Below are 26,774 nucleotides of genomic sequence, written 5' to 3' on the forward strand. Positions count from 1 at the left end.
GCGATCATGCCCGTGTCTGGCTCCAATCTTGCTCGCGTCGTCTTCTGGATGATCGGCGCCCTGCTGTCGTTCTCGGCGATGGCGATTTCGATCCGCCAGTTGTCGCATGGCGGCCTGAGCATTTTTGAAATCCTTGCCATCCGCAGCGGTTTGGCGCTCGTCATTCTGCTGCTGCTGATGCTGGCCAAGCCGGAACTGCGGCATCTGGCGCAGCCCATGAACATGCGGCTCAACCTGTTCCGCAACACGATTCACTACGCCGCGCAATTCGCCTGGGCGGTCAGCCTGACCATGCTGCCGCTCGCCACGGTGTTCGCGCTGGAATTCACCACGCCGGCCTGGACGGCGCTGTTCGCGGTCTGGTTTCTCGGCGAGCGCATGACTGTGAGCCGCGCCGGCGTCGTCGTGCTCGGTCTCGTCGGCGTACTGGTCATTCTGCGGCCCGGCATCGCCAGCTTCAACCCGGCGGCCGGCCTCGTGCTCATGGCGGCGGTCGGCTACGGCACCATGATGACCGTGACCAAGAAGCTGACCGCGACACAATCGACGTTCGGCATCATTTTCTGGATGGCCGTCATCCAGTTTCCGCTGTCGCTGCTGGGCAGCAATCTGTCGGTCTACCTGGATTCGAGTCTCTACGATCTGCGCCACATTTTGCCCGCAATTGCCGTCGGTATTGCCGGCCTGACCTCGCACCTCTGCCTGACCAACGCCTTTCGCGCCGGCGACGCCACGCTGGTGGTGCCGCTCGATTTCATGCGGATTCCGCTCATCGCCGTGGTGGGCTGGGCGTTCTACGGCGAAGCGCTCGATGTCTGGGTGCTGGTCGGCGCGCTGATCATCATCGCCGGCGTACTCTGGAACCTGCAATCCGAGCGCAGGCCGCGTCCGTGAAAGCGTTTCGTATCGTCCTCGCAAGGCCATGTTTTTCCGATTAGAGTGCGCCGCATGAGAAGTTTTCTGACGCCCGCCTTTGCCGCTCTTGCCGCGCTCGCCCTCATCGTCCCCGCCCAGGCACAACAAGGCAGCCCGACCTGTCAGCGCCTCGAGACGCAACTGACGGCGCTCGATCGCGGCAACGCCGATCCGGCGCAGGCCGACCGCATCCGCAAGGCCGAGGACGCCGTCAATCGGCAGCAATATGAAGTGGATCGCCTGGTCTCGCAGAGCCGGCAGACCGGCTGCGAAAGCTCCGGATTCTTTTCGATCTTCTCCAACCCGCCACCGCAATGCGGCGCCCTCACCCGTCAGATCGGTGCGCAGCGCACCCAGCTCGAGCGGATGCAAGTGCAGCTCGAGCAGCTCTCGGGCGGCACCACGGAGCGCGCCGCGCAGCGCCAATCATTGCTGATCGCGCTCGGCGACAACAATTGCGGCCCGCAATATCGCTCCGCCGCGATTCAGGGTCAGCAAGGCGGCTTCTTCGATCGCTTGTTCGGCGGCGGTAACGGTGGCCCCGGGCCCAGCGGCGACAACGGTATTTATTCGACGCCGCAGGGCCAGATGGGCGGCACCTTCCGCACCATCTGCGTGCGAACCTGCGACGGCTATTATTTCCCGATTTCCTACCAGACCTCGCCGGATCACTTTCAGCAGGACGCTCAAGCGTGCCAGCGCGCCTGCCCGGCGGCGCCGGTCCAGCTTTACACCTATCACAACCCCGGCGAGGACGTGGCGCAGGCCGTGTCCCTCGACGGCCAGCCTTACACCGCGCTGCCCGCGGCGTTTGCATATCGCAAGGCGCTCGATAAATCCTGCGCCTGTCGCCGGCCGGGCGAGAGCTGGGCGGAAGCCCTCAAGGCGCTGGGCAACGACGAGACGCTGGCGCCCGGCGACGTGGTCGTGACGCCGGAGAACGCAAAGAAGCTGTCGCAGCCGCCGCGCGCGCCCGCGCCCAAGCAAGGCCCTGCTACCGCACCGCGCAGCGATGCCTCGCCCGTTCCCGGCACGCAGCCGCAGCAGGCGGCCAGCGGCGAGATGCGCAGCGTCGGGCCGACTTTCCTGCCCGCAAGGCAGCAGTAGGCGGACAATGACTCGTTCGTCCCCGCGAAAGCGGGGACCCAGAAGGAAATGGATTCCCGCTTTTGTGGGAATGAACGGAGGATGAGGCGCCGCCGCCGCCGAGCTTCAAAAATCAATCGCTTCCGTCTTCACCGGCTGGCCGGTGAGCAATGAGGTATCCGGCTTCAGCAGAGGCTCGCCGGAATCGCGGAAGCGATTGGTGATCGGATAGCGCCGGTCGCGGCCGAAATTCTTCAGCGTCACCTTCACGCCGGGCGCCGCCTGCCGGCGCTTGTATTCGGCGATGTGCAAGAGCCGTTCGACGCGCACCACAGTGGCGCGGTCGAAGCCGTCGCCGATGATGGTGGAGATCGGCTCCTCGCGCTCGACCAGCCGCTCCAGGATGGCATCCAGCACGTGGTACGGCGGCAGCGAATCTTCGTCCTTCTGGTTCTCGCGCAACTCCGCGGTCGGCGGCCGGGTAATGATGTTGTCAGGGATCACAAGGCCATCAGGACCGAGCGCACCGTCCGGCTTCCATGAATTACGCAGCCGGCTGAGTCGAAACACCTCGGTCTTGTAGAGATCCTTCACCGGATTGAAGCCGCCGTTCATGTCGCCGTAGAGCGTGGCGTAGCCGACCGACATCTCCGACTTGTTGCCGGTGGTGACGACCATCAGATTGAATTTGTTGGAGATCGCCATCAGGATCGTGCCGCGCGCACGGGCCTGCAGATTCTCCTCGGTAACGTCGCTCGGCAGTTTGTCGAAGGCCGGCTTCAGCGCGGCCAGGAAGCCCTCGACCGCCGACGCGATCGGCAGAATCTCGTAACGCACGCCGAGCGCCTTGGCGCAGGCGGCGGCATCGCTGAGCGACTCCTGCGACGTATAGCGGTACGGCAGCATGACGCAGCGCACGCGATCCGGCCCGAGCGCATCGACCGCCATCGCCGCGACCAGCGCGGAGTCGATGCCGCCCGACAAACCGATGACGACGCCGGGAAAACCGTTCTTGTTGACGTAGTCGCGCAGGCCCAGAACGCAGGCGGCGTAGTCGGCCGTATCGTCCTCGATCGCGCCGACCATCGGTCCGTTCTCGCAGATCCAGGTGCCGCCGTGGCGCACCCATTGCGTGGTGACGATCGCTTCCTCGAAGGCGCCGAGTTGGAACGCCAGCGAGCAATCGGCGTGCAGGCCGAACGACACGCCGTCGAAGATCAATTCATCCTGGCCGCCGACCTGGTTGACATAAACCATCGGCAGCCCCTGCTCGGTAACGCGCGCGACCGCGATATTGAGGCGCACGTCGCTCTTCTGACGCCAGTATGGCGAGCCGTTCGGCACCAGCAGGATTTCAGCGCCGGTTTCGGCGAGGCATTCGACGATGTCGGCGCCCCAGATATCCTCGCAGACCGGCACGCCAAGCCGCACGCCCTTGAAGTTGATGGGACCCGGCAAAGGACCCGCGGCAAAGACGCGCTTCTCGTCGAACACGCCGTAGTTCGGCAGATCGACCTTAAAGCGCAGCGCCGCGATGCGGCCGGCCTCGAGCAGCGCCACCGCGTTATACAGCTTGCCGTCGTCGAGCCACGGGGTTCCGACCAGCAGCGCCGGACCGCCGGCAGCGGTCTCGCGCGCCAGCTTCTCGATCTCGGCGCGGCAGGCCGCCTGAAACGCCGGCTTCAGCACCAGGTCCTCAGGTGGATAGCCGGCAATGAACAGTTCGGGGAAGACGACGATGTCGGCGCCCTGGCGGGCCGCCTCGTCGCGGGCACGCCGCACCTTCTCCCCGTTGCCGGCGACGTCGCCGACAGTCGGATTGAGTTGGGCGCAGGCAATCGCCAGTCGATCGGCCGGACGAATGTTCATGAGGATGATCTATCGCCTGCGCTCACCGATCACAATCAGGACGCCCGCATATCTCCCCTCCCGCCGGGCACGCTGGCCCGTGGCGGGAGGAAGAAATCAGAGTCCCGCCACCGCCGACAGCGGCCGGTCCGCCCGCTCCTTGCGCAGCCGGTCGGCCAGCAGGAACGACAGGTCGATCGCCTGCTCGGCATTGAGCCGCGGATCGCACACGGTGTGATAGCGGTCGTTGAGATCGGAATCCGAAATCGCGCGCGCGCCACCGGTGCATTCGGTGACGTTCTGCCCGGTCATCTCCAGATGCACGCCGCCGGCATGGGTGCCTTCGGCGGCATGGACGTCGAAGAACGAGCGCACTTCCTTCAGGATCAGATCGAACGGCCGGGTCTTGTAGCCCGACGCCGAAGTGATCGTGTTGCCGTGCATCGGATCGCACGACCACACCACCGAGCGGCCTTCGCGCTTCAGCGCACGAACCAGAGCCGGCAGATGCTCGCCGACCTTCTCGGCGCCGAAGCGGCCGATCAGCGTCAGACGACCCGGCTCGTTGTCGGGATTGAGGATGTCGGTCAGGCGCAGCAGATCGTCGGCCTTGAGCGACGGACCGCACTTGAGGCCAAGCGGGTTCTTGATGCCGCGCGCGTATTCGATGTGCGCGTGATCGTGCTGGCGCGTGCGATCGCCAATCCAGATCATGTGGCCAGAGGTCGCGTACCAGTCGCCTGTGGTCGAGTCGATGCGGGTCAGCGCCTGTTCGTAACCGAGCAGCAGCGCTTCGTGGCTGGTGTAGAAATCGGTGGTGCCCAATGCGCTGTCGACGGCGAAGGTCAGGCCGCAGGCGCGCATGAAATCGAGCGCGCCGGAGACGCGATCGGCGAGATCGGCATAGGCCTTCGACTGCGGCGAATCCGATACCGACTGGATCATCCAGCGATGCACGTTTTCAACGCTGGCGTAACCGCCCTTGGCGAAAGCGCGCAGCAGGTTCAGCGTCGCCGCCGACTGGCGATAAGCATCCATCTGGCGGCGCGGATCGGGTGTGCGCGCTTCCGGAGTGAAGGCGATGTCGTTGATGATGTCGCCGCGATAGCTCGGCAGCTCGATGCCGTCCTTCTTCTCGGTCGGCGACGAACGCGGCTTGGCGAACTGCCCGGCAATGCGGCCGACCTTCACCACCGGCGAGGCGCCGGCGTAGGTCAGCACGATCGCCATCTGCAGGAAGACGCGGAAGAAGTCGCGGATGTTGTTGGCGCCGTGCTCGGCGAAGCTCTCGGCGCAGTCGCCGCCCTGGAGCAGGAAAGCTTCGCCCTTGGCGACGCGGCCGAGCGCGGCCTTGAGGTTGCGCGCCTCGCCGGCAAACACCAGCGGCGGGAACGTCGCCAGCTGCTTCTCGGTGTCGGCCAAAAGCTGCTGGTCCGGGTAATCCGGCACCTGCAGGGCGGGTTTGTTGCGCCAGCTATCGGGCGCCCAACGCTCGGGCATTGCATTTACTCCAACGATTTGGCGGGGTTATACACGAAAGCGGCCAGCCGAGGCCAGCCAATAGCGCGGGCAGCCCAAACCGGGCTCCGGGCCTATTCGGCAGCCTTATCAGCGCCTTCGCCGGCGGTTTTCCGGCTATAGCTGGCCGCCTTTTCGCGCATCGTCACCAGTTCCTCGGCCATGGTCGGGTGCACCGCCATGGTGGCGTCGAAGTCAGCTTTGGTGGCCCCCATCTTCACGGCGATGCCGATGAGCTGGATCAACTCGCCGGCGTCCGGCCCGGCGATGTGGCAACCGACCACCTTCCCGGTCTCGCCATCGACCAGGAGTTTCATGAATACCCGGGTCGCCCGGCCCGACAGGGTCGCCTTCATCGGCCGGAAGGTGCTCTTGTAGACGTCGACGATATCGAACCGCTCGCGGGCCTGCGCCTCGGTCAGGCCGATGACGCCGAGCTCCGGCTCGGAAAACACCGCCGTCGGCACCTGAACGTGATCGACCCGCGTCGGCTTGCCGCCAAAGACCGTGTCGGCGAAGGCATGGCCCTCGCGGATCGCCACCGGCGTCAGATTAACGCGGTTGGTGACATCACCGACGGCATAGATGTTCGCCACCGAGGTGCGCGAATATTCGTCGACTTCGATCCCACCATGCTCGTGGCAGCGGATGCCGAGCTTCTCCATGCCGATGCCCATGCAATTCGGACGCCGGCCGATGGCGAACAGTACCTTGTCGCAGGCGATCGCCTGGCCGTCCGACAGGCGTGAAACGAACTCATCGCCCGACTTGTCGATCGCCGTTACGGTGTGGCCGCACAGCACCTTGATGCCGCGCGTTTGCATCTCGTTGCGTAGATGTTCGCGAATGTCGTCGTCGAAGCCGCGCAGGATGTTGCCGCCGCGGTAGACCAGCGTCACCTCGCTGCCCATGCCGGCGAAGATGCAGGCGAACTCGACGGCGATATAGCCGCCGCCCTGGATCACGATGCGCTTCGGCAGCTCGGGCAGATGCAACGCTTCGTTGGACGAGATGGCGTGCTCGATGCCGGGGATGTGCGGGCCCATATGCGGCCAGCCGCCGGTGGCGATCAGGATGTTGTCCGTGGTGACCGTGTCGCCATTGGCCAGACGAACGGTGTGCGGGTCCTCGATCACAGCGCGGCTGCGCACGATCTTGACCTTGGAGCGCTCGAGGTTGGCGACATAGGCGGCCTCGAGCCGGTCGATCTCGCGATCCTTGTTGGCGATCAAGGTCGGCCACGAGAAGGTCGCCTCCGGCACGGTCCAGCCGAAGCCGGCGGCATCCTCGAAGTCGTGGGAAAAACGCGAGGCGTAGACCAGAAGCTTTTTCGGCACGCAGCCGCGGATCACGCAGGTGCCGCCGACACGGAATTCCTCGGCGACCACGACCCGGGCGCCGTAATTCGCGGCGATGCGAGCGGCGCGCACGCCGCCGGACCCAGCGCCAATGACGAAAAGATCGACGTCGTATTGCGATTTGGAAGTCTGAGCCATCGGCTTTGCCTCACCCACCGTCACAACGCGGCAGGCGTCAGGCGGCCCGGCTTATTAAAGCTTGTGGCCTTTCTTCTTCAAGCCCTCGCGCATCTTGCCGATGACCTCGTCCGACAAGGTCGCAGCCCATTCCTGCGCGAATTTGAGGCTTTCATCGACGACCTTCGGCTGCTCGGCCAGAAGCTTCTTGCCGGCCGGCGAGCTGTAGAAGGCGAGAATGTCCTTCAATTCCTGCTCGGTGAAGTGCGCGGCATAGATCTCGACGACCTTGCCGTAGACCTCCTGAAGCCGCGACTCGTAGTCCTTGCGCAACTGGTTGGCGACCTCGGTGGCGTCGTTCGTCAACGTCGGGTCCTGCTGCACGAAGAACAACCGCGCCTGCTCGATGACGCCGGGGATGAGCGGCGAGAACAGTTCGTTGGCGCCGGTGAGCTTGGTGATCTCGGCAGCCGTCTTCAGCGCGGTCTGCGAGGGCTGCTGCGCCATCGCCTGGCCGGACAGGACCAGCGCGGCCGCGACCATCGTCAAGCGAACGCCACGCCAGGAAGCTTGAAGGAAAGACATCGTGATAACTCCGTTTTCGACCTACCGGTCCCGCTCGACGGTTTTCACTCCGTCCGGTCCGGCAACAATCACAATCGACGCAAGATCAACAAACAGGCCGTGCTCCATGACACCGGGCACAGCCGCCAGCGCGCACGCCATCGCCTTCGGGTCTTCGATCCGGGCCAGCGCGGCATCAACGATCCAGTGCCCGCCATCCGTGACGAAAGGATGGCCGTCACGGCCCTGCCGCAGCTTCAGCGGACCGCCGCGTTGCACGCCGGCGATTACCTTCTCCACCGCCTTCAGCGTGGCGCCAAAGCCGAAAGGCGTTACTTCGATCGGCAGCGCGAAGGCGCCGAGCTTGTCGACGCATTTGCTGGCATCGACGATGACGAGCATGCGATCGGAGGCCGAGGCCACGATCTTCTCGCGCAGCAGTGCGCCGCCGCCGCCCTTGATCATGCTGAAATCGCGCGCCACTTCGTCGGCGCCGTCGATCGTCAGATCGAGCTCGGGGGTCTCGTCGAGGGTCGTCAGCGGAATGCCGCAGGCTTGCGCTTGGGCGCGCGTCGCTTCCGAGGTCGGCACGCCAATGACCTTGAGGCCGGCGCGCACACGCTCGCCGAGCAGATCGACGAAATGTTTGGCCGTCGAGCCGGTGCCGAGACCCAGCCGCATGCCCGATTGCACGAAGTCAATCGCGCGGGCGGCGGCGGCCCGTTTTTGAGCGTCGGCATCCATGGCGGCGTTTCTCGATGAGGGTCCCGGAGCAGGCCCCGAAGATCGGGGTCGGGCGTTTTCTAGCGCCTAATGGCAGGCCTGAATAGCCGGAAATGCCGATTCCAACGGCGGAATTCGCGCTTGCATCGTCCCTGCCCGGCGGCTAGCGAACGGCTCGAACAATCGTCATCACATCAGGCCGCGCAATGTCCCGCCCCCTCATCGTTTTCGATCTCGACGGTACTCTGGTCGATACGGCCCCCGATCTGGTGGCGACGCTCAACCTGATCTTCGAGCGCGAAGGCTTGCCGCCGGTGCCCTATGACGAGGCGCGCAGACTGATCGGCGGCGGCGCCCGTGCCATGATCGTCCGCGGCCTTGAGGCGGATCGTCGCACCGTGACGCCGGAGCGTCTCGACCAGTTGTTCAAAGATTTCGTCGACCACTACACCGCGCATGTCGCCGACTTTTCGCGCCCCTTTCCCGGCGTCACCGATGCGCTCGACGCGCTGGATGCGAGCGGCCTTCAGTTGGCGGTGTGCACCAACAAATTCGAACGGCAGTCGTTGATGCTGCTCGAGGCTTTGAAACTGAGCGATCGCTTCAAGGCGATCTGCGGCCAGGATACCTTCGGCGTCGCCAAGCCCGATCCCGAAATGCTTCGCCGCACGATTCTCGCCGCCGGCGGCGACCCGGCGCGCGCGATCATGATCGGCGATTCAGAAACGGACATCCTGACGGCCCGCGCAGCCGGCCTACCTGTCATCGCCGTCGACTTCGGCTACAGCGAACAGCCCGTCGCGGACTACGCACCCGACCGGCTCATCAGCCACTTTTCGCAGTTGCCTCAGGAGATTGCTGCGCTGCTTGATGAGGCATAACGCATTGCTGCCACAGTTATGGTTAACGCGTTAGGGTTAATGGACGGCGAATAGTTGCTAGGCCTTGGTGTGCCTCGTAATGTGATTGATAATGTGATTAACGGGCGAGTGAGTTTCGTCGCTCATGTGGACCGGGATCAAACAATGTACCGAGTCATTGCGATTAGTGTTGGCGCTCTTCTGCTCGCCGGTTGTTCGTCGTCGTCGAGTTTCCTCGACGGCCTGAAGCCTGGGCCGAGCGTGGACAACGTGCGATTTGAATCAGAGCCGCCGGGCGCCGACGTGAAGGCGCCCAACGGCCAGACGTGCAAGACGCCCTGCGCGCTTTCGCTTCCGACCGACGGACCGATGACCGTTACCTTCTCGCTCAACGGTTATCAGCCCGAGCAGGAAACCATCGAACCGGTCGATCAGGCCGGCTCGCCGCCGCAGTTCCGGCCGAACCCGGTGATGGTCGAACTGACTGCGGCCCCGCCGGCGCCGAAGCCGAAGGCCAAGCCGCGCCGTCCGGCGGCCAAGAAGCCGGCAGCGGCCAAGCCGGCAGCCGCGAAGCCCGCAGCCGCCGCTCCGGCAGCGGCCGCGGCCCCTGCGGCCACCCCGGCCCCTGCCCAGCAACCGGCGGGCGCTTCGCCCTGGCCGGCTCCGAAGCAGTAAGCCGCTTCCCTACCCCGATCTTCGAAAAACGGCGCGGATGACGCGCCGTTTTTGCTTTTCGGCCCTTTTGCACGGGTTCCCGGACCGCTTCCACGCAGGGGCCCGCTATAGTCATTCCCGCCGGATTTCCTATATGCGATAAAGATGATAGCGCGGCTCAGCTACGCCGCCGCGCTCCAATCGCTGGGATCCTCCGAATGGCCCCGATCACGCCCGCCAGCTCTCTCGACCTCGCCGGAACCCGCCCGGCGCCGCTGATCGACCCGTTCGCGCGCGCGATCACCTATCTGCGTGTTTCGGTCACGGACCGCTGCGACTTCCGCTGCGTCTACTGCATGTCGGAACACATGAGCTTCCTGCCCAAGGCCGATCTGCTCAGCCTGGAAGAACTCGACCGCCTGTGCAGCGCCTTCGTCGCCAAGGGCGTCAACAAGCTGCGCCTCACCGGCGGTGAACCTTTGGTGCGTCGCGGGATCATGACGCTGTTCGCTTCGCTGTCGCGCCATCTCGACAGCGGCGCGCTCAAGGAATTGACGCTCACCACCAACGGCTCGCAGCTCGAGAAATACGCCGCCGAACTCAAGGGCTATGGCGTCGAGCGCATCAACGTGTCCCTGGACACGCTCGACCCGGACAAATTCCGCGCCATTACCCGTTGGGGCGACCTGGACAAGGTGCTGGCGGGTATCGACGCCGCGCAGGCCGCCGGCCTGAAGGTAAAGATCAACGCCGTGGCGCTCAAGGGCGTCAACGAGGACGAAATCAACGACATGATCGCCTGGGCGCATGGCCGCGGCATGGACATGACGCTGATCGAAGTCATGCCGCTCGGCGAAGTCGGCGAAACCCGGCTCGACCAGTACGTGCCATTGTCCTTGCTGCGCGCCCGTCTCGCGGAGCGTCTGACGCTCGAGGACATCGACTACCAGACCGGGGGCCCTGCCCGTTACGTGAGGGTCAAGGAGACCGGCGGCCGCCTCGGCTTCATCACGCCGCTGACCCACAACTTCTGCGAATCCTGCAACCGCGTGCGCATCACGTGCACCGGCACCCTGTACATGTGCCTCGGCCAGGAAGATGCCGCAGACCTCCGGGCGCCGCTGCGCGCCTCGGAAGGCGACGAGCCGTTGCACCGCGCCATCGATGCCGCAATTTTGCGCAAGCCGAAGGGCCACGACTTCGTCATCGATCGCCGCCAGCAGCGCCCGGCGCTGGCTCGCCACATGAGTGTGACCGGCGGCTAGGCAGCCGCCTCACGCCCACCCCCGCCTATTCGGCACTGCGCCACCGCCTTAGCCGAATGTCCAGCGGACACCGCCACCGCGCCGCCATTTTCACCATTGACGGGCGATGCTGGCTACGGCTTAACAAGGCCGTGGCCTCGGGCCGCACGCGTGTGGGGCGCGTAAAGTCGATATAAATAGCGATGGCCGGGCGAAGCCCGCAGAGGGGGGACTTCTATAGTGAGCGCTCTCGACGCATGCCTTAAGGCGCTGCTGCCTGTCAGCCGGGCCATCGACGCCATGAACGCCTGGCTCGGCCGCTACCTCGCGTGGCTCATCCTTGGCGCGGTGCTGGTGTCATCGGTCAATGCCACCATCCGCAAGCTCTTCGACATCTCATCGAATTCCTGGCTCGAATTGCAGTGGGTGCTGTTCGGCGTGGTTTTCCTGCTGTGCTCGCCGTGGACGCTGATGTCCAACGAACACATCCGCATCGACATCGTGAACCAGCTCTTGCCCAAGGCGCTGCGCAACTGGATCGACATCATCGGCCACGCATTCTTCCTGCTGCCCTGGTGCATTATCATGGTCATCACGGCGGGGCCCTTCTTTTGGCGCTCCGCGATGATCAATGAGCAGTCCGGCAACGCCGGCGGCCTGCCGGTCTGGCCGTCAAAGGCGCTGGTGCTCATCGGCTTCGCCCTCCTCCTGATCCAGGCCCTGTCGGAACTGGTCAAACGCGCTTCGGTGATGCGCGACCTCATTCCCGATCCTTACGCGTCCTCAACCAGCGCCATCGAGGCGGAAGTTGAACGGACTGTCGAAGCGATCGAAAAGCGCTAAGCGCTGCTGACGGATTTGGAGCAAACAATGATTGCCTTCATCATCGAGAACATGGCGCCGATCATGTTCGCGTCGCTGGTGGTGTTTCTGCTGCTCGGTTATCCGGCAGCGTTCTCACTCGCCGCCGTCGGCCTGATCTACGCCCTCGCCGGTATCGAGCTCGGCCAGTTTCACCCGGACTTCCTGCAGGCGCTGCCCGAGCGCGTCTACGGTGTCATGAACAATGACACCCTGCTCGCCATTCCCTTCTTCACCTTCATGGGCCTGATCCTCGAACGATCCGGCATGGCGGAAGACCTGCTCGACACCATCGGCCAGTTGTTCGGCACCGTGCGCGGCGGCCTCGCGTATGCGGTGATCTTCGTCGGCGCCCTGCTCGCCGCGACCACCGGCGTCGTCGCGGCCTCCGTCATTTCGATGGGCCTGATCTCGCTGCCGATCATGCTGCGCTACGGTTACGACCGCCGCGTCGCTTCCGGCGTCATCGCCGCCTCCGGCACTCTGGCGCAGATCATCCCGCCGTCGCTGGTGCTGATCGTGATGGCCGACCAGCTCGGCCGTTCGGTCGGCGATATGTACGAAGGCGCCTTCATCCCCGGCCTCGTGTTGTCGGGCCTGTACGCCTTCTACATCTTCCTCGTCAGCGTCATCTATCCGAAGGCGACGCCGGGCCTGCCCGCGGAGGCCATCGGTTTCCGTGAGGCGAGCGGCGCGCGCGGCGTCTGGCAGCTCGGCATCCTCGTCGTGTTCTCGGGTTTCGTCGGCTATATGCTGATGAGCCAGACCAAGGTGAATGGCGGCGCCGATTTCGTCATTCTGACCATGTCGGTCGGCGTGACCGTGTCGTTCCTCTGTGCGGTGTTCAACCGCATCTTCGGCACACGCTTCTGGTATCTCAGCGTCATCTCGTTCGCCGTTCTCGCCGCAGCCTGGTATTACTTCAACCATCACGGCCATGAAAACTGGGCGCTGCTGCTGGCGGCGCTTTCGGCCGGTGCGTTCTATGCCGTGGTCGCGGCGCTGATCGAGAAGGTGACCGGCTTCCGTCTGGTCACGCTGATGGCGGAGCAGACCACCTTCGTCATGGTGCCGCCGCTCCTGCTGATCTTCCTTGTGCTCGGCACCATCTTTATCGGCGTCGCGACGCCGACCGAAGGCGGCGCGATGGGCGCGGTCGGCGCGCTCATCCTTGGTGGAATGAAGCGGCGACTGAGCTTTGATTTGATCCGGCAGGCCGTCGAGTCGACCGCGAAGCTGTCGGCCTTCGTCGTCTTCATCCTGCTGGGGGCCCGCGTGTTCTCGCTGACCTTCTACGGTGTCAGCGGCCACATCTGGGTCGAGCACATGCTCACTTCGCTGCCCGGCGGCCAGATCGGCTTCCTCATCTTCGTCAACGCCTTCGTCTTCGTGCTGGCGTTCTTCCTCGACTTCTTCGAGCTGGCCTTCATCATCATCCCGCTGCTCGGACCGGCCGCGGAGAAACTCGGCATCGACCTGATCTGGTTCGGCGTCATCCTCGGCGTCAACATGCAGACCTCGTTCATGCATCCGCCATTCGGCTTCGCCCTGTTCTACCTGCGCTCGGTGGCGCCGAAGGAAAGCTTTATCGACCGCCTCACCGGTCAGCGCACCGACCCGGTCACCACCGGACAAATCTACTGGGGCGCGGTGCCGTTCGTCGTGATCCAGGTCATCATGGTGGCGCTGGTCATCACCTTCCCGGGGATGGTGATGCACTACAAGAAAGGCATGTCGACCGTCGATCCGAACAAGGTGAAGATCGAGGTGCCTGCGCTCGACAATCTGCCGCCGGTCGACTTCAACGCGGCGCCGCCAACGTTCAAGTAATCGGTCGCCGCACATCGCCCGCCAATAAAAAACCCCGGAGCCTGCGCTCCGGGGTTTCTCTTTTTACCGCAATATGTCGAGCGATCAGGCGCTCATCGCGCGCATCATGAACTGATCGTAGGTGTTCTCGGCCAGACGGAACCACTGATAGGTGTTCTTGGTGAACGCCATCATGGATTCGTTGACCTTCTTGAAGCTCTCGTTTTCCTTCGAGACTTCCGCGTGCAACTCCATGGTCGCCTTGTAGGAGGCGTCCATGATCGCCGGCGAGAACACGTGCAGCTTGGTGCCACCGGCGATCAGCCGGCGCAGCGCCTGCGGGTTCACGGCGTCGTACTTCGCCATCATCGAGGTGTTTGCGACGTGGCCGGCCGCTTCCAGCACCGCCTGATAGTGCTTCGGCAGCGCGTTCCACTTGTCGAGGTTGACGAAGGCGAACAGCATCGAGCCGCCTTCCCACCAGCCCGGCGCATAGTAGTGCGGGGCCACCTTGTAGAAGCCGAGCTTCTCATCGTCATACGGACCGATCCACTCGGCTGCGTCGATGGTGCCCTTCTCCAGCGCCGGATAGATGTCGCCACCGGCGATCTGCTGCGGCACCGCACCGAGCTTCTGGAGCACCTTGCCGGCCCAGCCGCCGATACGCATCTTGACGCCCTTGAGGTCGTCGACGCTGTTGATTTCCTTGCGGAACCAACCGCCCATCTGACAGCCGGTATTGCCGGCGAGGATGCCGCGGATGTTGTACTTCTTGTAGAACTCGTTCAGCACGGTGTCGCCGCCGCCCTGCGTCCACCAGCCCTGGTTGATGCGGGCGTTGGGGCCGAACGGGACCGAGGTGCCGAAGCCGAAGGTCGGGTCCTTGCCGAAGTAATAGTACGACGCAGTGTGGCCGATTTCGACGGTGCCATTCTGCACGGCATCGACGATGGCCAGGCCCGGGACAATTTCACCGGCCGCGAACGGCTGGATCTGGAACTTGCCGTCGGTCATATCCGAAACCGTCTTGCACATGGTTTCGACGCCGCCGTAGATGGTATCCAGCGACTTCGGCCAGCTCGCCGGCATGCGCCATTTGATTTCAGGGCTCGACTGCGCAATCGCGGGCGCCGCGATTGCGGCACCGGCGACGCCAAGGCCGGCCGCCTGAATAAATTGACGACGTTTCATCAGCTATTTCCTCCCATGAGATTTTAGACGCGGGGACCCCCGAGGCTAAACCCGCTAGCACCCACTTCTCGGGGGCTTATGCGAACCATGACGGAGAGCCGGGTTTAAATCCAGTACAGAATTTGCGCTGCCGGACGGGGTTTTTAAAATTTTGGGCTGGCATCGGCCCCGAATCGACAAAAAATAACCCCCGCCCGGTCGTCCCGGGCGGGGGCTTTAATCTAAGGTCTAATAAACAGCCTTAGCCGCGCACCGCGCGCACCATGAAGGCATCGAAGCCGAGCTCGGCCACCTGCCACCACTGATACTCGCTGCCGCGATAAGCCAGCATGCTATCCACGGCCTTCTTGAAGTCCGCATTCTTGGCCGACGTTTCCGCATAGGTCTGCATCGTCGCCTTGTACGAGGCGGCCATCACTTCGGCCGGGAACGGACGCAGCTCGGCGCCCGCCGCCACCAGACGCCGGATCGCGCCTGGGTTCTCGTTGTCGTACTTCGCGATCATCCAGTCGTTGGCCAGCGCCGAGGCACTGCGGACGATCTGCTGATAGTTCTTCGGCAGCGACGCCCACTTATCGAGATTGATGAAGTTGTGCAGCATGGCGCCGCCTTCCCACCAACCCGGATAGTAGTAGTACTTCGCGACCTTCACGAAGCCGAGCTTCTCGTCGTCATACGGACCGACCCACTCGGCCGCGTCGATGGTGCCCTTCTCCAGCGCCGGATAGATGTCGCCGCCGGCGAGCTGCTGGGGGATGACGCCCAGCTTCGAGAAGATCTGGCCGGCGTAACCGGCGATGCGGAATTTCAGACCCTTGAGATCGTCGACGGTCTTGATCTCCTTGCGGAACCAGCCGCCCATCTGACAGGTCGTGTTGCCGCACGGAATGGCGAGGAAGTTGTACTTCTTGAAGAAGTCGTTGGCGATCTGCTCGCCGCCGCCGAACGCCATCCACGCCGCCTGCATGCGGGTGTTCAGGCCGAAGGGCTGCGCCGTGTAGAGCGCGAAGGTCGGGTCCTTGCCGACGTAGTAATAAGACGCGGTGTGCGCCATTTCGACGGTGCCGTTCTGCACCGCGTCCGCGGCCTGCAGGCCGGGGACGATTTCGCCCGCGGCGAAAGTCTGGATCTGGAACTTGTTATCGGTCGCTTCGGCCACCGCCTTGGCGAACACTTCGGCGGCGCCGTACAGGGTGTCGAGCGACTTCGGGAAGCTCGAGGTCAGGCGCCACTTCACTTCGGGGCTCGTCTGCGCGATGGCCGGTGCGGCGACCGCGGTCGCAGCCAGGCCCACGCCTGCTGCGCCCAGGAATTGTCGGCGTTTCATTCCAATCACTCCATTTTCTTGTCGACGTTTCATTTGTTCGTTTCACCGCCGTGCATCGGCGATTACTTGCCGGCCAGCTACACCGTTCGGGTAGCCCAGCACCAGCGTCATGGCTGCATTGCACGCATGCAGAGCGCGTAAAATCGCCTGAAACTGGGCCCGGACGACGGCCTGCGGCGGTAAAAGCCGCGGCGGGCTAAGCGGTGCGGCGTTACGCCTCGATCACGATCTTCGGGGCGCTGCGCGAGGGGCCGCCCTTGATCTGTTCGAGCACCCGCGCGGCGATGTCACGGTAGATCTTGGCGTGCGGACCATCCGGATCCGTCGCCACCACCGGGAGGCCGGCGTCGGATTTCTCGCGGATCGTCATGTGCAGTGGCACTTCACCGAGGAACGGCACGCCCTGCCGCTCGGCTTCGTGGCGGGCGCCGCCATGGCCGAACAGATCGGAGCGCGTGTTGCATTCCGGGCAGACGAAGTAGCTCATGTTCTCGACGACGCCGAGCACCGGCACGTTGACGCGCTTGAACATGGCGACACCGCGCCGCGCATCGATCAGCGCCAGATCCTGCGGCGTCGATACGATCACCGCACCCTTGAGCGGCACCTGCTGCGCCATGGTGAGTTGGGCGTCGCCGGTGCCCGGCGGCATGTCCACCACCATGACATCGAGCTTGCCCCACTCGACCTCGCGCAGCATCTGAGTCAGCGCCGACATCACCATCGGACCGCGCCAGATCATCGGCGTTTCTTCGTCGATCAGAAAACCGATCGACATCACCTTGAGGCCGTACTTCTCGATCGGCTTCAGGCGGGTGCCGCCGATGGTCTCCGGCTTTTCCTTGATGGCGAGCAGCTTCGGAATCGACGGGCCGTAGATGTCGGCATCAAGCAGGCCGACCTTGAGGCCGATCGCGCTCAGGCCGAGGGCGAGGTTGACCGCGGTGGTCGATTTGCCGACGCCGCCTTTGCCGGAGGCGACGGCGATGATCGACTCGACGCCGGGAATGCCGGTTTGCGCCCGCTCGCCCGGCTGACCGTGGCTGTGGCCGTGACTGTGGGGCTGCGGCCGTGCCGCCGGGGTGGCCGCCTGATGCGCCGGCTGGGGACCCCGGCCCGCGCCGGCGGCGCGTTCCGCCGTGAGCGCAACCAGCGCCGAGGTGACGCCAGGCATCGCCTTGACCGCGGCTTCCGCCTGCGCCCGGACCGGCTCCCAGGCCTTTACCGCGGCGGCGTCCACGGTGATCGAGAAGAACACCTTGCCGTCGGTGACGACGATATCGGACAGCACCTTCTCGCCGGTCAGCGGCGCGCCATTGGGCGAACGGACCTTCGCCAGAGCGTTCAAGACCTCGTCCTTGCCCACCGCCATGATCCTTCGTCCTCTAACCCGGAAACGCCGCATCGGCTGCGCGGCTCCCCGCCATTTGGCCGCTTGCGTGGCCGGACGCAAGAGTGGCTGTGCGCGGCTTGCGGCGGACCTAGACGGTTGACGCCCCGGCCTCACAATGACCTATTGCCCCCGAGCCGGCCGCGTGCGTCGCGGCTGCAACGACGATTCCGGCCCGGAACTCCGGGCCCAATCCGATGGGAGGACTTGCGATGGCGAAGGTTGCGTTTCTGGGCCTTGGGGTCATGGGCTACCCGATGGCCGGGCACCTCAAGAACAAGGGCGGCCACGACGTCACCGTCTATAACCGCACCACCGCCAAGGCCGAGAAATGGGCCGCGCAGTTCGGCGGCAAGGTGGCCAAGACTCCGGCCGAGGCCGCCAAGGGCCAGGACTTCGTCATGGCCTGCGTCGGCAACGACAACGACCTCCACGAAGTGACGCTCGGCAAGGACGGCGCCTTCCCGGCCATGGGCAAGGGCACGATCTTCGTCGATCACACCACCGCCTCGGCCGAGATCGCGCGCGAACTCTACGCCGCGGCGAAGAAGGCCGGCTTCGACTTCCTCGACGGCCCGGTGTCGGGCGGCCAGGCCGGAGCCGAGAACGGCGTCCTCACCGTGATGTGCGGCGGCGACCAGCCGATCTTCGACAAGGCCAAGCCGGTGATCGATGCCTATGCCCGCGCCTGCAACCTGATGGGCGCGCCGGGATCGGGTCAGCTTGCCAAGATGTGCAACCAGATCTGCATCGCCGGCGTGGTCCAGGGTCTTTCCGAAGCGCTGCACTTCGCCAAGAAGGCCGATCTCGACATCGAAAAACTCATCGCGACCATCTCCAAGGGCGCGGCGCAGTCCTGGCAGATGGAAAACCGTTACAAGACCATGGCCGCCGGAAAGTTCGATCATGGCTTCGCGGTGGACTGGATGCGCAAGGATCTGAGCATCTGTCTCGAGGAGGCGCGCAAGAACGGCGCGAGCCTGCCGGTCACCGCGCTGGTCGATCAGTTCTACGCCGAAGTCCAGAAGATGGGCGGCAAGCGCTGGGACACCTCGGCGCTGCTGGCGCGGCTGGAGCGAGAGTAGCTCTTCTTTTCACCCTCCCCTGCAAGGGGGAGGGTGAACGCCAACCGCCCCGCGTACTTTCCCGTATTCAATTTTTTCAAACAGCCGGGAAGACTTGCAGCCAACGCTGCGCCGGCCCTGTTGTTTGTCCGGCGCGGGTCACGCCGCCTTCCCCTTCCACCCTCGAACACGTCGAGGGGATGGAGCGCCGCGAGGCGCTCTTATGGATCGCACCTTGCGGTGCGCGGCTCTCCTTGACGCGGAGAACCTGCGCCCCGCGGCGCTCCATCGCGGTGTCTTTACGGCGCCGGGCCGCGCTTTTGGCGGCTGATCCATCTTTCGATGGGTAGCGCTCACCATCANTCGAGGTGCGTTTCGCCAGGCCCGCGGGCACCGCATCCGATCCCATCGATCCAGACGCCTCTAGATGACGCCCCCGGCAGGACCGGACGGCCAAGGCTACAGTTCTCTAGGAATAATAGTCAAGGACTAAAATCAAGTCCGTCGTTTTGAGCGTGCGTGCCGGGACACTGACCCAAGGTCCTTGCCAGAACGGATCGCAGCCGATAGGCAGCGATGTCCCCCTTCTTCGAGATCCCTGTCGCGCCTATGTCCTTCATCTATTCGGTCGTCACTTTCGCCGAAATTCTCGCCCTGTTCGCCTCGTTCGTCGCCGTCGTGTTTTTCGTCGGGCGCGCGATCGTGAGAGCGATCGTGGCGCCGAAGGAGCCGCCGCCGAAGCCGGAAGACCTGCGCCACCTCAAGCGCGCCGGGCAGTCCGGGTTTTATTGAGGCGGGCCCGCGCCCTAAAACGCCATCTTCAATCCGTCTTCGGCGATCAGCACGCCGCCTGCCCTCACCTCGTCGAGACGCGACAGCATGGTCGGGTTCATGTGCGTGACCATGGTCTGCTTGGCACCGAGATCGCCGATGCGCGGCCTGAGCACGTCCCAGCTCAGGTGGCCGCTGAACTTGCCCTCGAAGCCGTAGCATTCGCAAATGAACAGATCGGCGCCCTTGGCGACCGGCAGCAATGCGTCGGTCCATTCGGTATCACCGGAATAAGCGAAGGTCTTGTCGCCGTCGGTCAGGCGCAGCGCCGTCGATGGTGCGCCCGACTGGTGGATGACTTCGGCGGTGACGATCGAATGGCCGAGCAGGTCGGTCGGCACGCCGACCGGGATTTCCTGCACCGACCACGGGAATTTCCACTTCATCGTATTCGACTTCGGAAAGAACACTTCCATGGCCGCGTCGATGCGCGCCTTGGAGCCCGGCGGACCGGCGATCAGCAGCGGCTTCTCGCGGCGCGACAGGAACTGGGCATCGAGAATGAAGAACGGCAGGCCGCCGAAGTGATCGCCGTGCAGATGCGACAGCACGATACCATCGATCGTATTGCGATCGACGGTCTGAGCATTGAGCGCCGGCATGGCGGAGGCACCGCAATCGACGAGCAGCGTCGCCTTGGCGGTCTTCAGCATGAAACAGGTGTTGTAGCGCCCGCCGGAGCCGAAAGCGTCGCCGCAGCCGATGATGGTGAGATGCATGGATTATGTCCGTATGTTCATTCCGCCCTGATCCCGAAGAGCATCACGTTAGTGATGCGTCTCGAAGATGGGGCGGCTCGATGGTTCGAGACGGGCCTTCGGCTCTCCTCACAGGAGGCCGATCAAGCCTTCGCACTCGGGCGCGCCGACACCGCGGCGTGCCAGCGCTTCACGTTGGTCAACTCCTCCGGCACCACGAGCTTCGGCACGCGCATGAAGTCGACGGTGACCTGGGCGGTGATGTCGGCGACCGAAAAGCGCTCGCCGGCGATGAATTCGTGTTCGGCGAGCTGGCGGTCGAGCACCTCGAGGAAATTGAAAACGCGCGGCCGGTTGGCTTCGGCCCAGGCCGGCACCTGCGGCACTTCCAGTTCCTTCATCGCCGGGTGCAGGTGGCGGAAAACCTGCGCCACCGGGGCAAACAGATTGTTCTCGACGCGCCGGCTCCACATCTCGACCAGACCGATTTCCAGCGGCCCCTTGCCGAACAGCGGCGGCTCCGGCCGCAGCGCCTCGAAATAACGGCAGATGGCCAGCGATTCACACAGGACCGTGCCGTCATCCAGCACCAGCGCCGGAATGCGCTGCAGCGGGTTGATGGCCGTGAATTCCGGCGACTTGTGCTGCTTGGCGTTGATATCGACCTGCTCGGTCGGTACCTCGATGCCCTTCTCGGCCAGAAATATACGGGTGCGGCGCGGATTTGGCGCGCCCTTGGCGTCATAAAGCTTCATGGAGGACGGTTTCCGCCTGGATGGTCTGTTTTTGACGCGCAAACCCGAACACAGAGAGGCACGGCTGTCAAAGCCAGGTTAACGAGCGTTAACGGATTGCCCTGTGGCCAGCTTAAGCATGGCTTTAAGGATTTTAGGCGACGGTGCGCCTTTCGAAGTACCGGGTAACGTGGCGTCGTAATTCATGATTCCGGGCGAACAGCCAGACTTGACCGCGCTGCCACCGGAAAGCTCGCCGGTGCGGCGTCGCCTCGCCGCGCAATATGTGCGCGACGCGCGCGACCGGCTGACCTCGACCTCGGGCACGCGGCCGGCTTTCGACTTCGAGTTGCTGCGCCAGTACGCGCAGAACCGCCTCTCCGCCTCGCTCGTCATCCTGCTGCTGGTGGCAACGATCGGCTTCCTGTCGAGTCTGTGGACCGGCGCGATCGCGGCCGGCGCCTGGACGGCGGCCGTCCTCGTCATCCACGCCGTCATCGTGACCAAGTGCCGCCAGTTCCTCGAACTGCCGATGGCCGCGGTCGATGCCAAGTCCTGGCGCTTCCGCTTCATCCTGCTCGACCTGTTCTACGGTCTGGCCTGGATGTTCATCCTCATTCATCCGGTCGGCGCCGACGAGTCCTCCGGCACCTTCATGCTGTTCGTGATGCTGCTGGTGGTCGCAGTGTCGAGCATGCTGGCCTCGAGCCTGCCGATCGCCGCCTTTGCCGCGACCTTCCCGGTCACCGCGGCGATCGCGCTGAACTTCATGCTGCTCGGCTCGCTGCGCAACTATATCCTCGCGCTCATGGCGGTGACGGCGCAGGGCTACTTCGCCATGCTGGCCTACCGGCTCTATTCGACGACGCTCGCGACCATCGAGGCGCGCGCCGAAAAGGACGCGCTGATCGGCGAACTCGAGCAGGCCAAAGCGATCTCGGACGAGGCACGCCAGCGCGCCGAAGCCGCCAACATTTCCAAGTCGCGGTTCCTGGCGCAGATGAGCCACGAGTTGCGCACGCCGCTCAACGCCATTCTCGGCTTCTCTGAAGTCATGAAGTCCGAGGTGTTCGGCGAGCACGCCGTGGCGGCCTACAAGGAATATTCATCCGACATCCACGCCTCGGGCGTGCATCTGCTCGGCCTGATCAACGAGATCCTCGATCTGTCGCGCATCGAGGCCGGCCGCTACGAACTCAACGAAGAGTCGGTGTCGCTGACCGCCATCGTCGAGGACTGCCATCACCTGTTGAAGCTGCGCGCCACCAACCGCGGCATCAACCTTCACGAGGTCTACGAGCAGGATCTGCCGCGGCTGTGGGCCGACGAGCGCGCCATCCGCCAGATCTGTCTCAACCTGTTGTCGAACGCGATCAAGTTCACGCCGCAGGGCGGCGACATCTGGCTCAAGGTCGGCTGGACCGCATCCGGCGGCCAGTACATGAGCTGCAAGGACACCGGCGCCGGCATTCCGGAAGAAGAAATTCCGATCGTGCTGGCATCGTTCGGCCAGGGCTCGAACTCGATCAAGTCGGCCGAACAGGGCGCCGGCCTCGGCCTGCCGATCGCCAAGAGCCTGGTCGATCTGCATGGCGGCACGTTCTCGCTGAAATCCAAGCTGCGCATCGGCACCGAGGTGATCGTCACGTTCCCGCCGGAACGCGTGGTCGCGGCGATGGCGCCGATGGCCGACGAGGCCCCGCTGGCGCCGCAGGCGCAGCCGCCGGGCGAGCCGATCCTCAGCGACGAGGAACGGCGCCGCCTGCGCCGCCGGCCGCTGTTCCGCGCCGGCACCTGACGGTTCGAACCATTTGTCACCTGCGAGCGGCAAATCGACGATTGCGTTCGCGCCAAGGCGATCTATGTTCGCCCCGACGCGCCGCTTCGCCGGCCGAGCCTTCGACGGTCGAAAACCCAGTGATCGAAACGCCTTGTGTGAAAATCTGCACGCTCGACGCCGCGCAGCGCCAGTGCCTGGGCTGCGGTCGCACGGTCGTGGAAATCGCGCAGTGGGCGGCCATGAGCGCGGGCGAACGCCGCCGCATCATGGAAGCGCTGCCCGAGCGCATCGCCGCCCTGACGACACCCACGAAACGCGCCGCGGGATAAGCACATCGTGAGCCGCCGTATCACCTGGGCCTTCGTTTTCGGCGCGGCGCTGTCGCTCGCGATCCTGATCGCAACCCAGGACGCGGACCCGATCACCACGCTGCTGCGCCACGACATAGGCTCGGTGGTGGTCAAGATCGCGCTGCTCGTCTTCGTCGGCGGCCTGGTGCTGGTGACGTTCCGCGAAAGGCTGGGCAAGGCGCTCGAGGCCTTGGCGTTCTGGGGCGTGATCGGCCTGGTGCTGGTGATCGGCTACACCTATCGCTTCGAACTGCGCGACGTGGTCGAACGCGTGGTCGCCGAACTGGTGCCGGGCTATGTCGCGCGCCACGGCCAGGACGCCGAAGTCGTGCGCGGCCGCGACGGCGACTTCTCGCTCGCCGCCCATATCAACGGCGCGCGCATTGCCATGGTGCTCGACACCGGCGCAAGCTCGGTGGTGCTGACCCAGGAAGCGGCGAAAGCAGCCGGTCTGCCGCTCGAGGTTCTCAATTACTCGGTGAATGTCGATACCGCCAACGGCCGTACGCGCGCCGCGCCGGTAACGCTGGAACGTGTGGTCATCGGCGGGCTGATCGAGCGCGCGGTGCCGGCGCTGGTGGCGCAGGAAGGCCAGCTCAAGCATTCGCTGCTCGGCATGAGCTTTCTCAACCGCCTCGACAGCTGGGAGGTGCGCGGCAACAAGCTGCGCATGCGCGCCGCGCCTTAACGAGCAATTCCAGGAAAAGTGGAAGCCGGTTTTCCGTCCGGAATTGCGATCATTAGACAAGCGTCAGAACAAACCGCGCCGAGACGGCCAGCAGGAAGAGGCCGAAGCCGATCTCCAGATAGCGGCGCGGCAGCGCGTGCGCGAGACGCACGCCGTAGGTCGCGGTGTAGCTCGACACCGGCGCCATCAGGACGAAGCCGATCACGGAGATGAAGCCCAGCGACAGCGGCGGCAACTGCGCCAGATGCGGCCAGCCGGCAATGGCATAGCCAATGGCGCCGACCACGGTGATCGGCACGCCGATACCCGCCGAAGTGGCCACCGCGCGCTGCATCGGCTGGCCGTGCAGCGTCAGCATGGCGTTGGAAACGGCGCCGCCGGATACGCCGACCAGCGACGACACCAGGCCCATGATGAAGCCGTACAGCGCCACCAGCGCCGGGCCGGGCAGCCGGTTGCTGACGTTCCAGCGGTCGCCGATGAACAGCATCTTGATGCTGATGAAGATGGTGAAGACCACGAACGCCACCTTGAACACGGCGCCGGGTGCGAACGAGGCGATCCACGAGCCGATGACGACCGCGATCACCGCGAACACCGACCAGAGCCGCATCACTTCGGGGATGACGGCGCCTTTCTTCTTGTGCGCCAGATAGGAGCGGATCGTGGTCGGCACGATGACGGCGAGCGAGGTGCCGATGCAGAGCTGCATGCGCAGATCGTCCGGCACGTGGATGAGGCCGAACACCTCGTACAGCACCGGGACGATGATGCCGCCGCCGCCGATGCCGAACAGGCCGGCCAGGACGCCGGTGACGGCGCCGCCGGCAATGATCAGCAACGCCAGCCAGGCGAGTTCTGAGGCGGGGTAGCCCATCAGCATGGGAAAGTCCGGCAGGGGCAACGGGCGGGATGTCAGGCGGCGATGTGCGACATATCGGCCTCTGAGTCCACCACCCGCGCCAGCGCATCAGCCATGACCGAGGCCGAGGCACCGGGCTTGACCGCCTCGACCGACAAGTGGCGGCGAAAGGCCCGGGCGCCCGGCACGGCGCGGAACAGGCCGAGCACGTGACGGGTGATGGAATTGAGCCGGACGCCGCCGGCCATCTCACGTTCGATATACGGGATCATCGCCGCGGCCGCGGCCTTGGCCGAGGCGACCGGCGCGGCTTCGCCGTAAAACATCGGATCGACGCCGATGAGGCGCCACGGTTCCTGATAAGCGGCGCGGCCGAGCATGACGCCGTCGAGATTGCCGAGATTGTCGCGCGCCTGTTCGAGGCTGGCGAGCCCGCCATTGAGTACGATCGGCCAATCCGTATGCACGTCCTTGAGGCGATGGACGATGGCGTAGTCGAGCGGCGGAACCTCGCGGTTTTCTTTCGGCGACAGCCCCTTCAGCCAGGCCTTGCGCGCATGGACGATGAGGGCGTCGGCACCGGCCGCCCTGACCTCCGCGGCGAATGCGAAAAGCACCTCCTCCGGATCCTGATCGTCGACGCCGATGCGGCACTTCACCGTCACCGGCACGCGCACCGCGGCCTTCATCGCCGCGACGCTGTCGGCGACCAGCTTCGGCTCCAGCATCAGACAGGCGCCGAAGCGGCCTTCCTGCACGCGATCGGACGGGCAGCCGACATTGAGGTTGATCTCGTCGTAGCCGAAGCCCTCGCCAATCCGCGCGCTCTCGGCGAGCGCCGCCGGATCGCTGCCGCCGAGTTGCAGGGCGATCGGATGCTCCGCCGCAGCAAAGCCAAGCAGCCGCTGGCGATCGCCGTGGATCACGGCGCCGGTGGTCACCATCTCGGTATAGAGCAGCGCCCGGCGCGTCATGAGGCGATGGAAGAACCGGCAGTGCCGGTCGGTCCAGTCCATCATCGGGGCAATGGCGAAGCGGCGGTCCATCTATCCTGGTGCTTTTCCGAGATTTATCATCGGCTTAAGCCACATTTTCGCGCTTCCGACAAGCTGTCGATTTGCGCTCACTTCCCACCGTTTCCGCTCCTTTTCGTCGCCGAGAACGAGTTTTCGGTAGGCATCCGCAATGTCGTACAGGCGTCAGGCCGCCTTAAGACCGCCGCCGCGCGCGGAAGACGCCGATCGCAAAGCCGAGGAGAGCGGCCCGTCGCTCCTCGATGGTGGTTAGAGGCACCGCCTCCGCGTAGACCGGCCACGCGATAAGGGTGCCCCACTCCAGCTTGCGATCTGGCAGAAACAACTGATGGGCGGGTGTCGCGGCCGGCCGGCCTGTGTCTCGCGCCCGATCGAGCGTCCGCCGTCGGACCGGATCTGCGCCTTCATCGAAGCCTAGCGCCGCTTGTTCGTCGCGGGCCTGCTTGTTACCAACGACGGGGAAATACTCGTCACGATCGCCAGCCGGTATCCAGCGGCCATCCTGCGTGCGTTCGGTGATGCGGTAGCCGGGCAATACGGACTGGCTTGTATGGGCCTCGAATTCCGCCCGCGCGGCCGCAGTGACCCGGGGAGCCCAGACCAGCGCCTGGACGCCATCGTATTGCTTCAACAGGCCAGCGGCGAGATCGTTGAACTTGGCGGTTCCCGGGAAGCCGCCGGCACCCGCCAAATAGGTGCGCAATGCGAACACGACGTCCTCGTAGCGCCCCAACCCCACTTGCATGGTTCGTACGCGGGCTTCGACTTCGGTCTGCAATTCAGCGCGCACATCCCTGGCGTTCTTCTGCTGCAGCAGCACGGTGGTGAACAACACTAACGCAACGCCGAGGCCGAAAATGACCACCACCGGCCAGACGCGCCGGAGATCGCCAGCCTCCACTTGCGCGCTCGATGCTGAAGTGGCGACCGCCTCGCCCTTCGCACGAATGGTCCGGCTGTTCGGGTCGCCCACGGCCATCGGAACGCCTCGTTAGGCGACGTCGCCAACGTCAACATCGCCACTCGCCATACGAGTGCCATGAATAGACGGCTGGGCGTTGACGTGCGTCAATTATACTTGGTCTGACGGTAACAACGCCCCGGCATCCATGTATCGTTGGTAGAACTCTACCTGTGGCAACGAGGTAAATACTTCAGATTTTCAGCATCACCATCACCTCAACCTCGGCTTGGTCGCAGCCAAGGCGGCACCCGACGCCCCTCGTCGAGGCCCAGTGCATTGCAGGAGGAAGTTGAGGCGTTCGCCC

The 26,774-nt window shown here is 64.6% G+C and carries 25 protein-coding genes; 12 read left to right on the forward strand and 13 right to left on the reverse strand.

What is annotated here, in order from left to right:
- Nucleotides 1-6 precede the first annotated feature (6 nt).
- Together ASD45_RS11470 and ASD45_RS11475 are read left to right on the forward strand one after the other, a co-directional pair.
- Nucleotides 7-894 (forward strand): DMT family transporter, encoded by an 888-nt coding sequence (locus tag ASD45_RS11470; protein WP_056911598.1) that lies wholly within the window; start codon nt 7-9, stop codon nt 892-894.
- Between the two features lie 54 nt (nt 895-948).
- The gene (locus ASD45_RS11475) at nt 949-2,022 is read left to right on the forward strand and encodes a DUF2865 domain-containing protein (protein ID WP_056911599.1); all 1,074 of its coding nucleotides are present in this window, start codon (nt 949-951) and stop codon (nt 2,020-2,022) included.
- A gap of 105 nt (nt 2,023-2,127) precedes the next feature.
- Here the strand turns inward: ASD45_RS11475 and ASD45_RS11480 are convergent, their stop codons facing one another.
- The 5 genes from ASD45_RS11480 to rpiA all read right to left on the reverse strand — a co-directional run bounded on the left by ASD45_RS11480 (nt 2,128) and on the right by rpiA (nt 8,150).
- Nucleotides 2,128-3,870, reverse strand: a complete 1,743-nt coding sequence (locus tag ASD45_RS11480) for an NAD+ synthase (protein WP_056911600.1) — start codon at nt 3,868-3,870, stop codon at nt 2,128-2,130.
- A gap of 96 nt (nt 3,871-3,966) precedes the next feature.
- Nucleotides 3,967-5,349: a 3-deoxy-7-phosphoheptulonate synthase class II gene (locus ASD45_RS11485; RefSeq protein ID WP_056911601.1), complete on the reverse strand. Its 1,383-nt coding sequence runs from the start codon at nt 5,347-5,349 to the stop codon at nt 3,967-3,969.
- 92 nt (nt 5,350-5,441) lie between these two features.
- Nucleotides 5,442-6,863 (reverse strand): glutathione-disulfide reductase, encoded by a 1,422-nt coding sequence (gor, locus tag ASD45_RS11490; protein ID WP_056911602.1) that lies wholly within the window; start codon nt 6,861-6,863, stop codon nt 5,442-5,444.
- Nucleotides 6,864-6,917: 54 nt separating this feature from the next.
- Nucleotides 6,918-7,427: a DUF2059 domain-containing protein gene (locus ASD45_RS11495; RefSeq protein WP_082540789.1), complete on the reverse strand. Its 510-nt coding sequence runs from the start codon at nt 7,425-7,427 to the stop codon at nt 6,918-6,920.
- Nucleotides 7,428-7,448: 21 nt separating this feature from the next.
- A complete protein-coding gene (gene rpiA / locus ASD45_RS11500; RefSeq protein ID WP_056911604.1) occupies nt 7,449-8,150 on the reverse strand; it encodes a ribose-5-phosphate isomerase RpiA in 702 nt (233 codons plus the stop codon).
- Nucleotides 8,151-8,335: 185 nt separating this feature from the next.
- Here rpiA and gph point away from each other — a divergent pair, with 185 nt between their 5' ends.
- The 5 genes from gph to ASD45_RS11525 all read left to right on the forward strand — a co-directional run bounded on the left by gph (nt 8,336) and on the right by ASD45_RS11525 (nt 13,578).
- Complete coding sequence (gene gph / locus ASD45_RS11505) at nt 8,336-9,010, forward strand: phosphoglycolate phosphatase (RefSeq protein WP_056911605.1); 675 nt, start codon at nt 8,336-8,338, stop codon at nt 9,008-9,010.
- A gap of 144 nt (nt 9,011-9,154) precedes the next feature.
- Complete coding sequence (locus tag ASD45_RS11510) at nt 9,155-9,664, forward strand: PEGA domain-containing protein (RefSeq protein WP_082540790.1); 510 nt, start codon at nt 9,155-9,157, stop codon at nt 9,662-9,664.
- 197 nt (nt 9,665-9,861) lie between these two features.
- Nucleotides 9,862-10,908, forward strand: coding sequence for a GTP 3',8-cyclase MoaA (gene moaA, locus ASD45_RS11515; protein ID WP_056911607.1), 1,047 nt, complete (start codon nt 9,862-9,864; stop codon nt 10,906-10,908).
- A gap of 279 nt (nt 10,909-11,187) precedes the next feature.
- Nucleotides 11,188-11,730: a TRAP transporter small permease subunit gene (locus ASD45_RS11520; RefSeq protein ID WP_056912733.1), complete on the forward strand. Its 543-nt coding sequence runs from the start codon at nt 11,188-11,190 to the stop codon at nt 11,728-11,730.
- A gap of 27 nt (nt 11,731-11,757) precedes the next feature.
- Nucleotides 11,758-13,578 (forward strand): TRAP transporter large permease subunit, encoded by a 1,821-nt coding sequence (locus tag ASD45_RS11525; RefSeq protein WP_056911608.1) that lies wholly within the window; start codon nt 11,758-11,760, stop codon nt 13,576-13,578.
- 84 nt (nt 13,579-13,662) lie between these two features.
- Here ASD45_RS11525 and ASD45_RS11530 read toward each other — a convergent pair whose 3' ends face one another.
- From ASD45_RS11530 to ASD45_RS11540, 3 genes are all read right to left on the reverse strand, one after another.
- Complete coding sequence (locus ASD45_RS11530) at nt 13,663-14,748, reverse strand: TRAP transporter substrate-binding protein (RefSeq protein WP_056911609.1); 1,086 nt, start codon at nt 14,746-14,748, stop codon at nt 13,663-13,665.
- A gap of 241 nt (nt 14,749-14,989) precedes the next feature.
- Nucleotides 14,990-16,075, reverse strand: a complete 1,086-nt coding sequence (locus tag ASD45_RS11535; RefSeq protein ID WP_056911610.1) for a TRAP transporter substrate-binding protein — start codon at nt 16,073-16,075, stop codon at nt 14,990-14,992.
- 211 nt (nt 16,076-16,286) lie between these two features.
- Nucleotides 16,287-17,447: an Mrp/NBP35 family ATP-binding protein gene (locus ASD45_RS11540; RefSeq protein ID WP_056911611.1), complete on the reverse strand. Its 1,161-nt coding sequence runs from the start codon at nt 17,445-17,447 to the stop codon at nt 16,287-16,289.
- A gap of 230 nt (nt 17,448-17,677) precedes the next feature.
- Here ASD45_RS11540 and ASD45_RS11545 point away from each other — a divergent pair, with 230 nt between their 5' ends.
- Together ASD45_RS11545 and ASD45_RS11550 are read left to right on the forward strand one after the other, a co-directional pair.
- Nucleotides 17,678-18,550 carry an NAD(P)-dependent oxidoreductase gene (locus tag ASD45_RS11545; RefSeq protein ID WP_056911612.1) on the forward strand — a complete coding sequence of 291 codons (873 nt, stop codon included), beginning with the start codon at nt 17,678-17,680 and terminating at the stop codon, nt 18,548-18,550.
- A 555-nt stretch (nt 18,551-19,105) separates the two neighbouring features.
- Nucleotides 19,106-19,321 carry a hypothetical protein gene (locus ASD45_RS11550; protein ID WP_156380806.1) on the forward strand — a complete coding sequence of 72 codons (216 nt, stop codon included), beginning with the start codon at nt 19,106-19,108 and terminating at the stop codon, nt 19,319-19,321.
- Nucleotides 19,322-19,335: 14 nt separating this feature from the next.
- On the opposite strand, the gene ASD45_RS11555 is transcribed toward ASD45_RS11550, so the two are convergent.
- Together ASD45_RS11555 and ASD45_RS11560 are read right to left on the reverse strand one after the other, a co-directional pair.
- On the reverse strand, nt 19,336-20,079 hold the full coding sequence (locus ASD45_RS11555; protein ID WP_056911614.1) for an MBL fold metallo-hydrolase: 744 nt from the start codon (nt 20,077-20,079) through the stop codon (nt 19,336-19,338).
- Nucleotides 20,080-20,201: 122 nt separating this feature from the next.
- Nucleotides 20,202-20,813, reverse strand: a complete 612-nt coding sequence (locus ASD45_RS11560) for a glutathione S-transferase (protein ID WP_056911615.1) — start codon at nt 20,811-20,813, stop codon at nt 20,202-20,204.
- Between the two features lie 184 nt (nt 20,814-20,997).
- Between ASD45_RS11560 and ASD45_RS11565 the strand changes: the two genes are divergently transcribed.
- From ASD45_RS11565 to ASD45_RS11575, 3 genes are all read left to right on the forward strand, one after another.
- The gene (locus ASD45_RS11565) at nt 20,998-22,590 is read left to right on the forward strand and encodes a HAMP domain-containing sensor histidine kinase (RefSeq protein ID WP_056911616.1); all 1,593 of its coding nucleotides are present in this window, start codon (nt 20,998-21,000) and stop codon (nt 22,588-22,590) included.
- A 119-nt stretch (nt 22,591-22,709) separates the two neighbouring features.
- Nucleotides 22,710-22,901: a DUF1289 domain-containing protein gene (locus ASD45_RS11570; protein ID WP_244485311.1), complete on the forward strand. Its 192-nt coding sequence runs from the start codon at nt 22,710-22,712 to the stop codon at nt 22,899-22,901.
- A gap of 7 nt (nt 22,902-22,908) precedes the next feature.
- Nucleotides 22,909-23,610, forward strand: a complete 702-nt coding sequence (locus tag ASD45_RS11575) for a TIGR02281 family clan AA aspartic protease (RefSeq protein WP_244485313.1) — start codon at nt 22,909-22,911, stop codon at nt 23,608-23,610.
- Nucleotides 23,611-23,662: 52 nt separating this feature from the next.
- On the opposite strand, the gene ASD45_RS11580 is transcribed toward ASD45_RS11575, so the two are convergent.
- From ASD45_RS11580 to ASD45_RS11590, 3 genes are all read right to left on the reverse strand, one after another.
- Nucleotides 23,663-24,493, reverse strand: coding sequence for a sulfite exporter TauE/SafE family protein (locus tag ASD45_RS11580; protein ID WP_244485315.1), 831 nt, complete (start codon nt 24,491-24,493; stop codon nt 23,663-23,665).
- Nucleotides 24,494-24,525: 32 nt separating this feature from the next.
- Entirely contained in the window at nt 24,526-25,518 is a 993-nt protein-coding gene (dusA, locus tag ASD45_RS11585; protein WP_056911617.1) for a tRNA dihydrouridine(20/20a) synthase DusA, read from the reverse strand.
- A 163-nt stretch (nt 25,519-25,681) separates the two neighbouring features.
- Complete coding sequence (locus tag ASD45_RS11590) at nt 25,682-26,485, reverse strand: CHASE domain-containing protein (RefSeq protein ID WP_056911618.1); 804 nt, start codon at nt 26,483-26,485, stop codon at nt 25,682-25,684.
- Between the last annotated feature and the right edge of the window lie 289 nt (nt 26,486-26,774).

Source organism: Pseudolabrys sp. Root1462 (assembly GCF_001426945.1).
In the GTDB taxonomy this organism is placed as follows: Bacteria; Pseudomonadota; Alphaproteobacteria; order Rhizobiales; family Xanthobacteraceae; genus Pseudolabrys.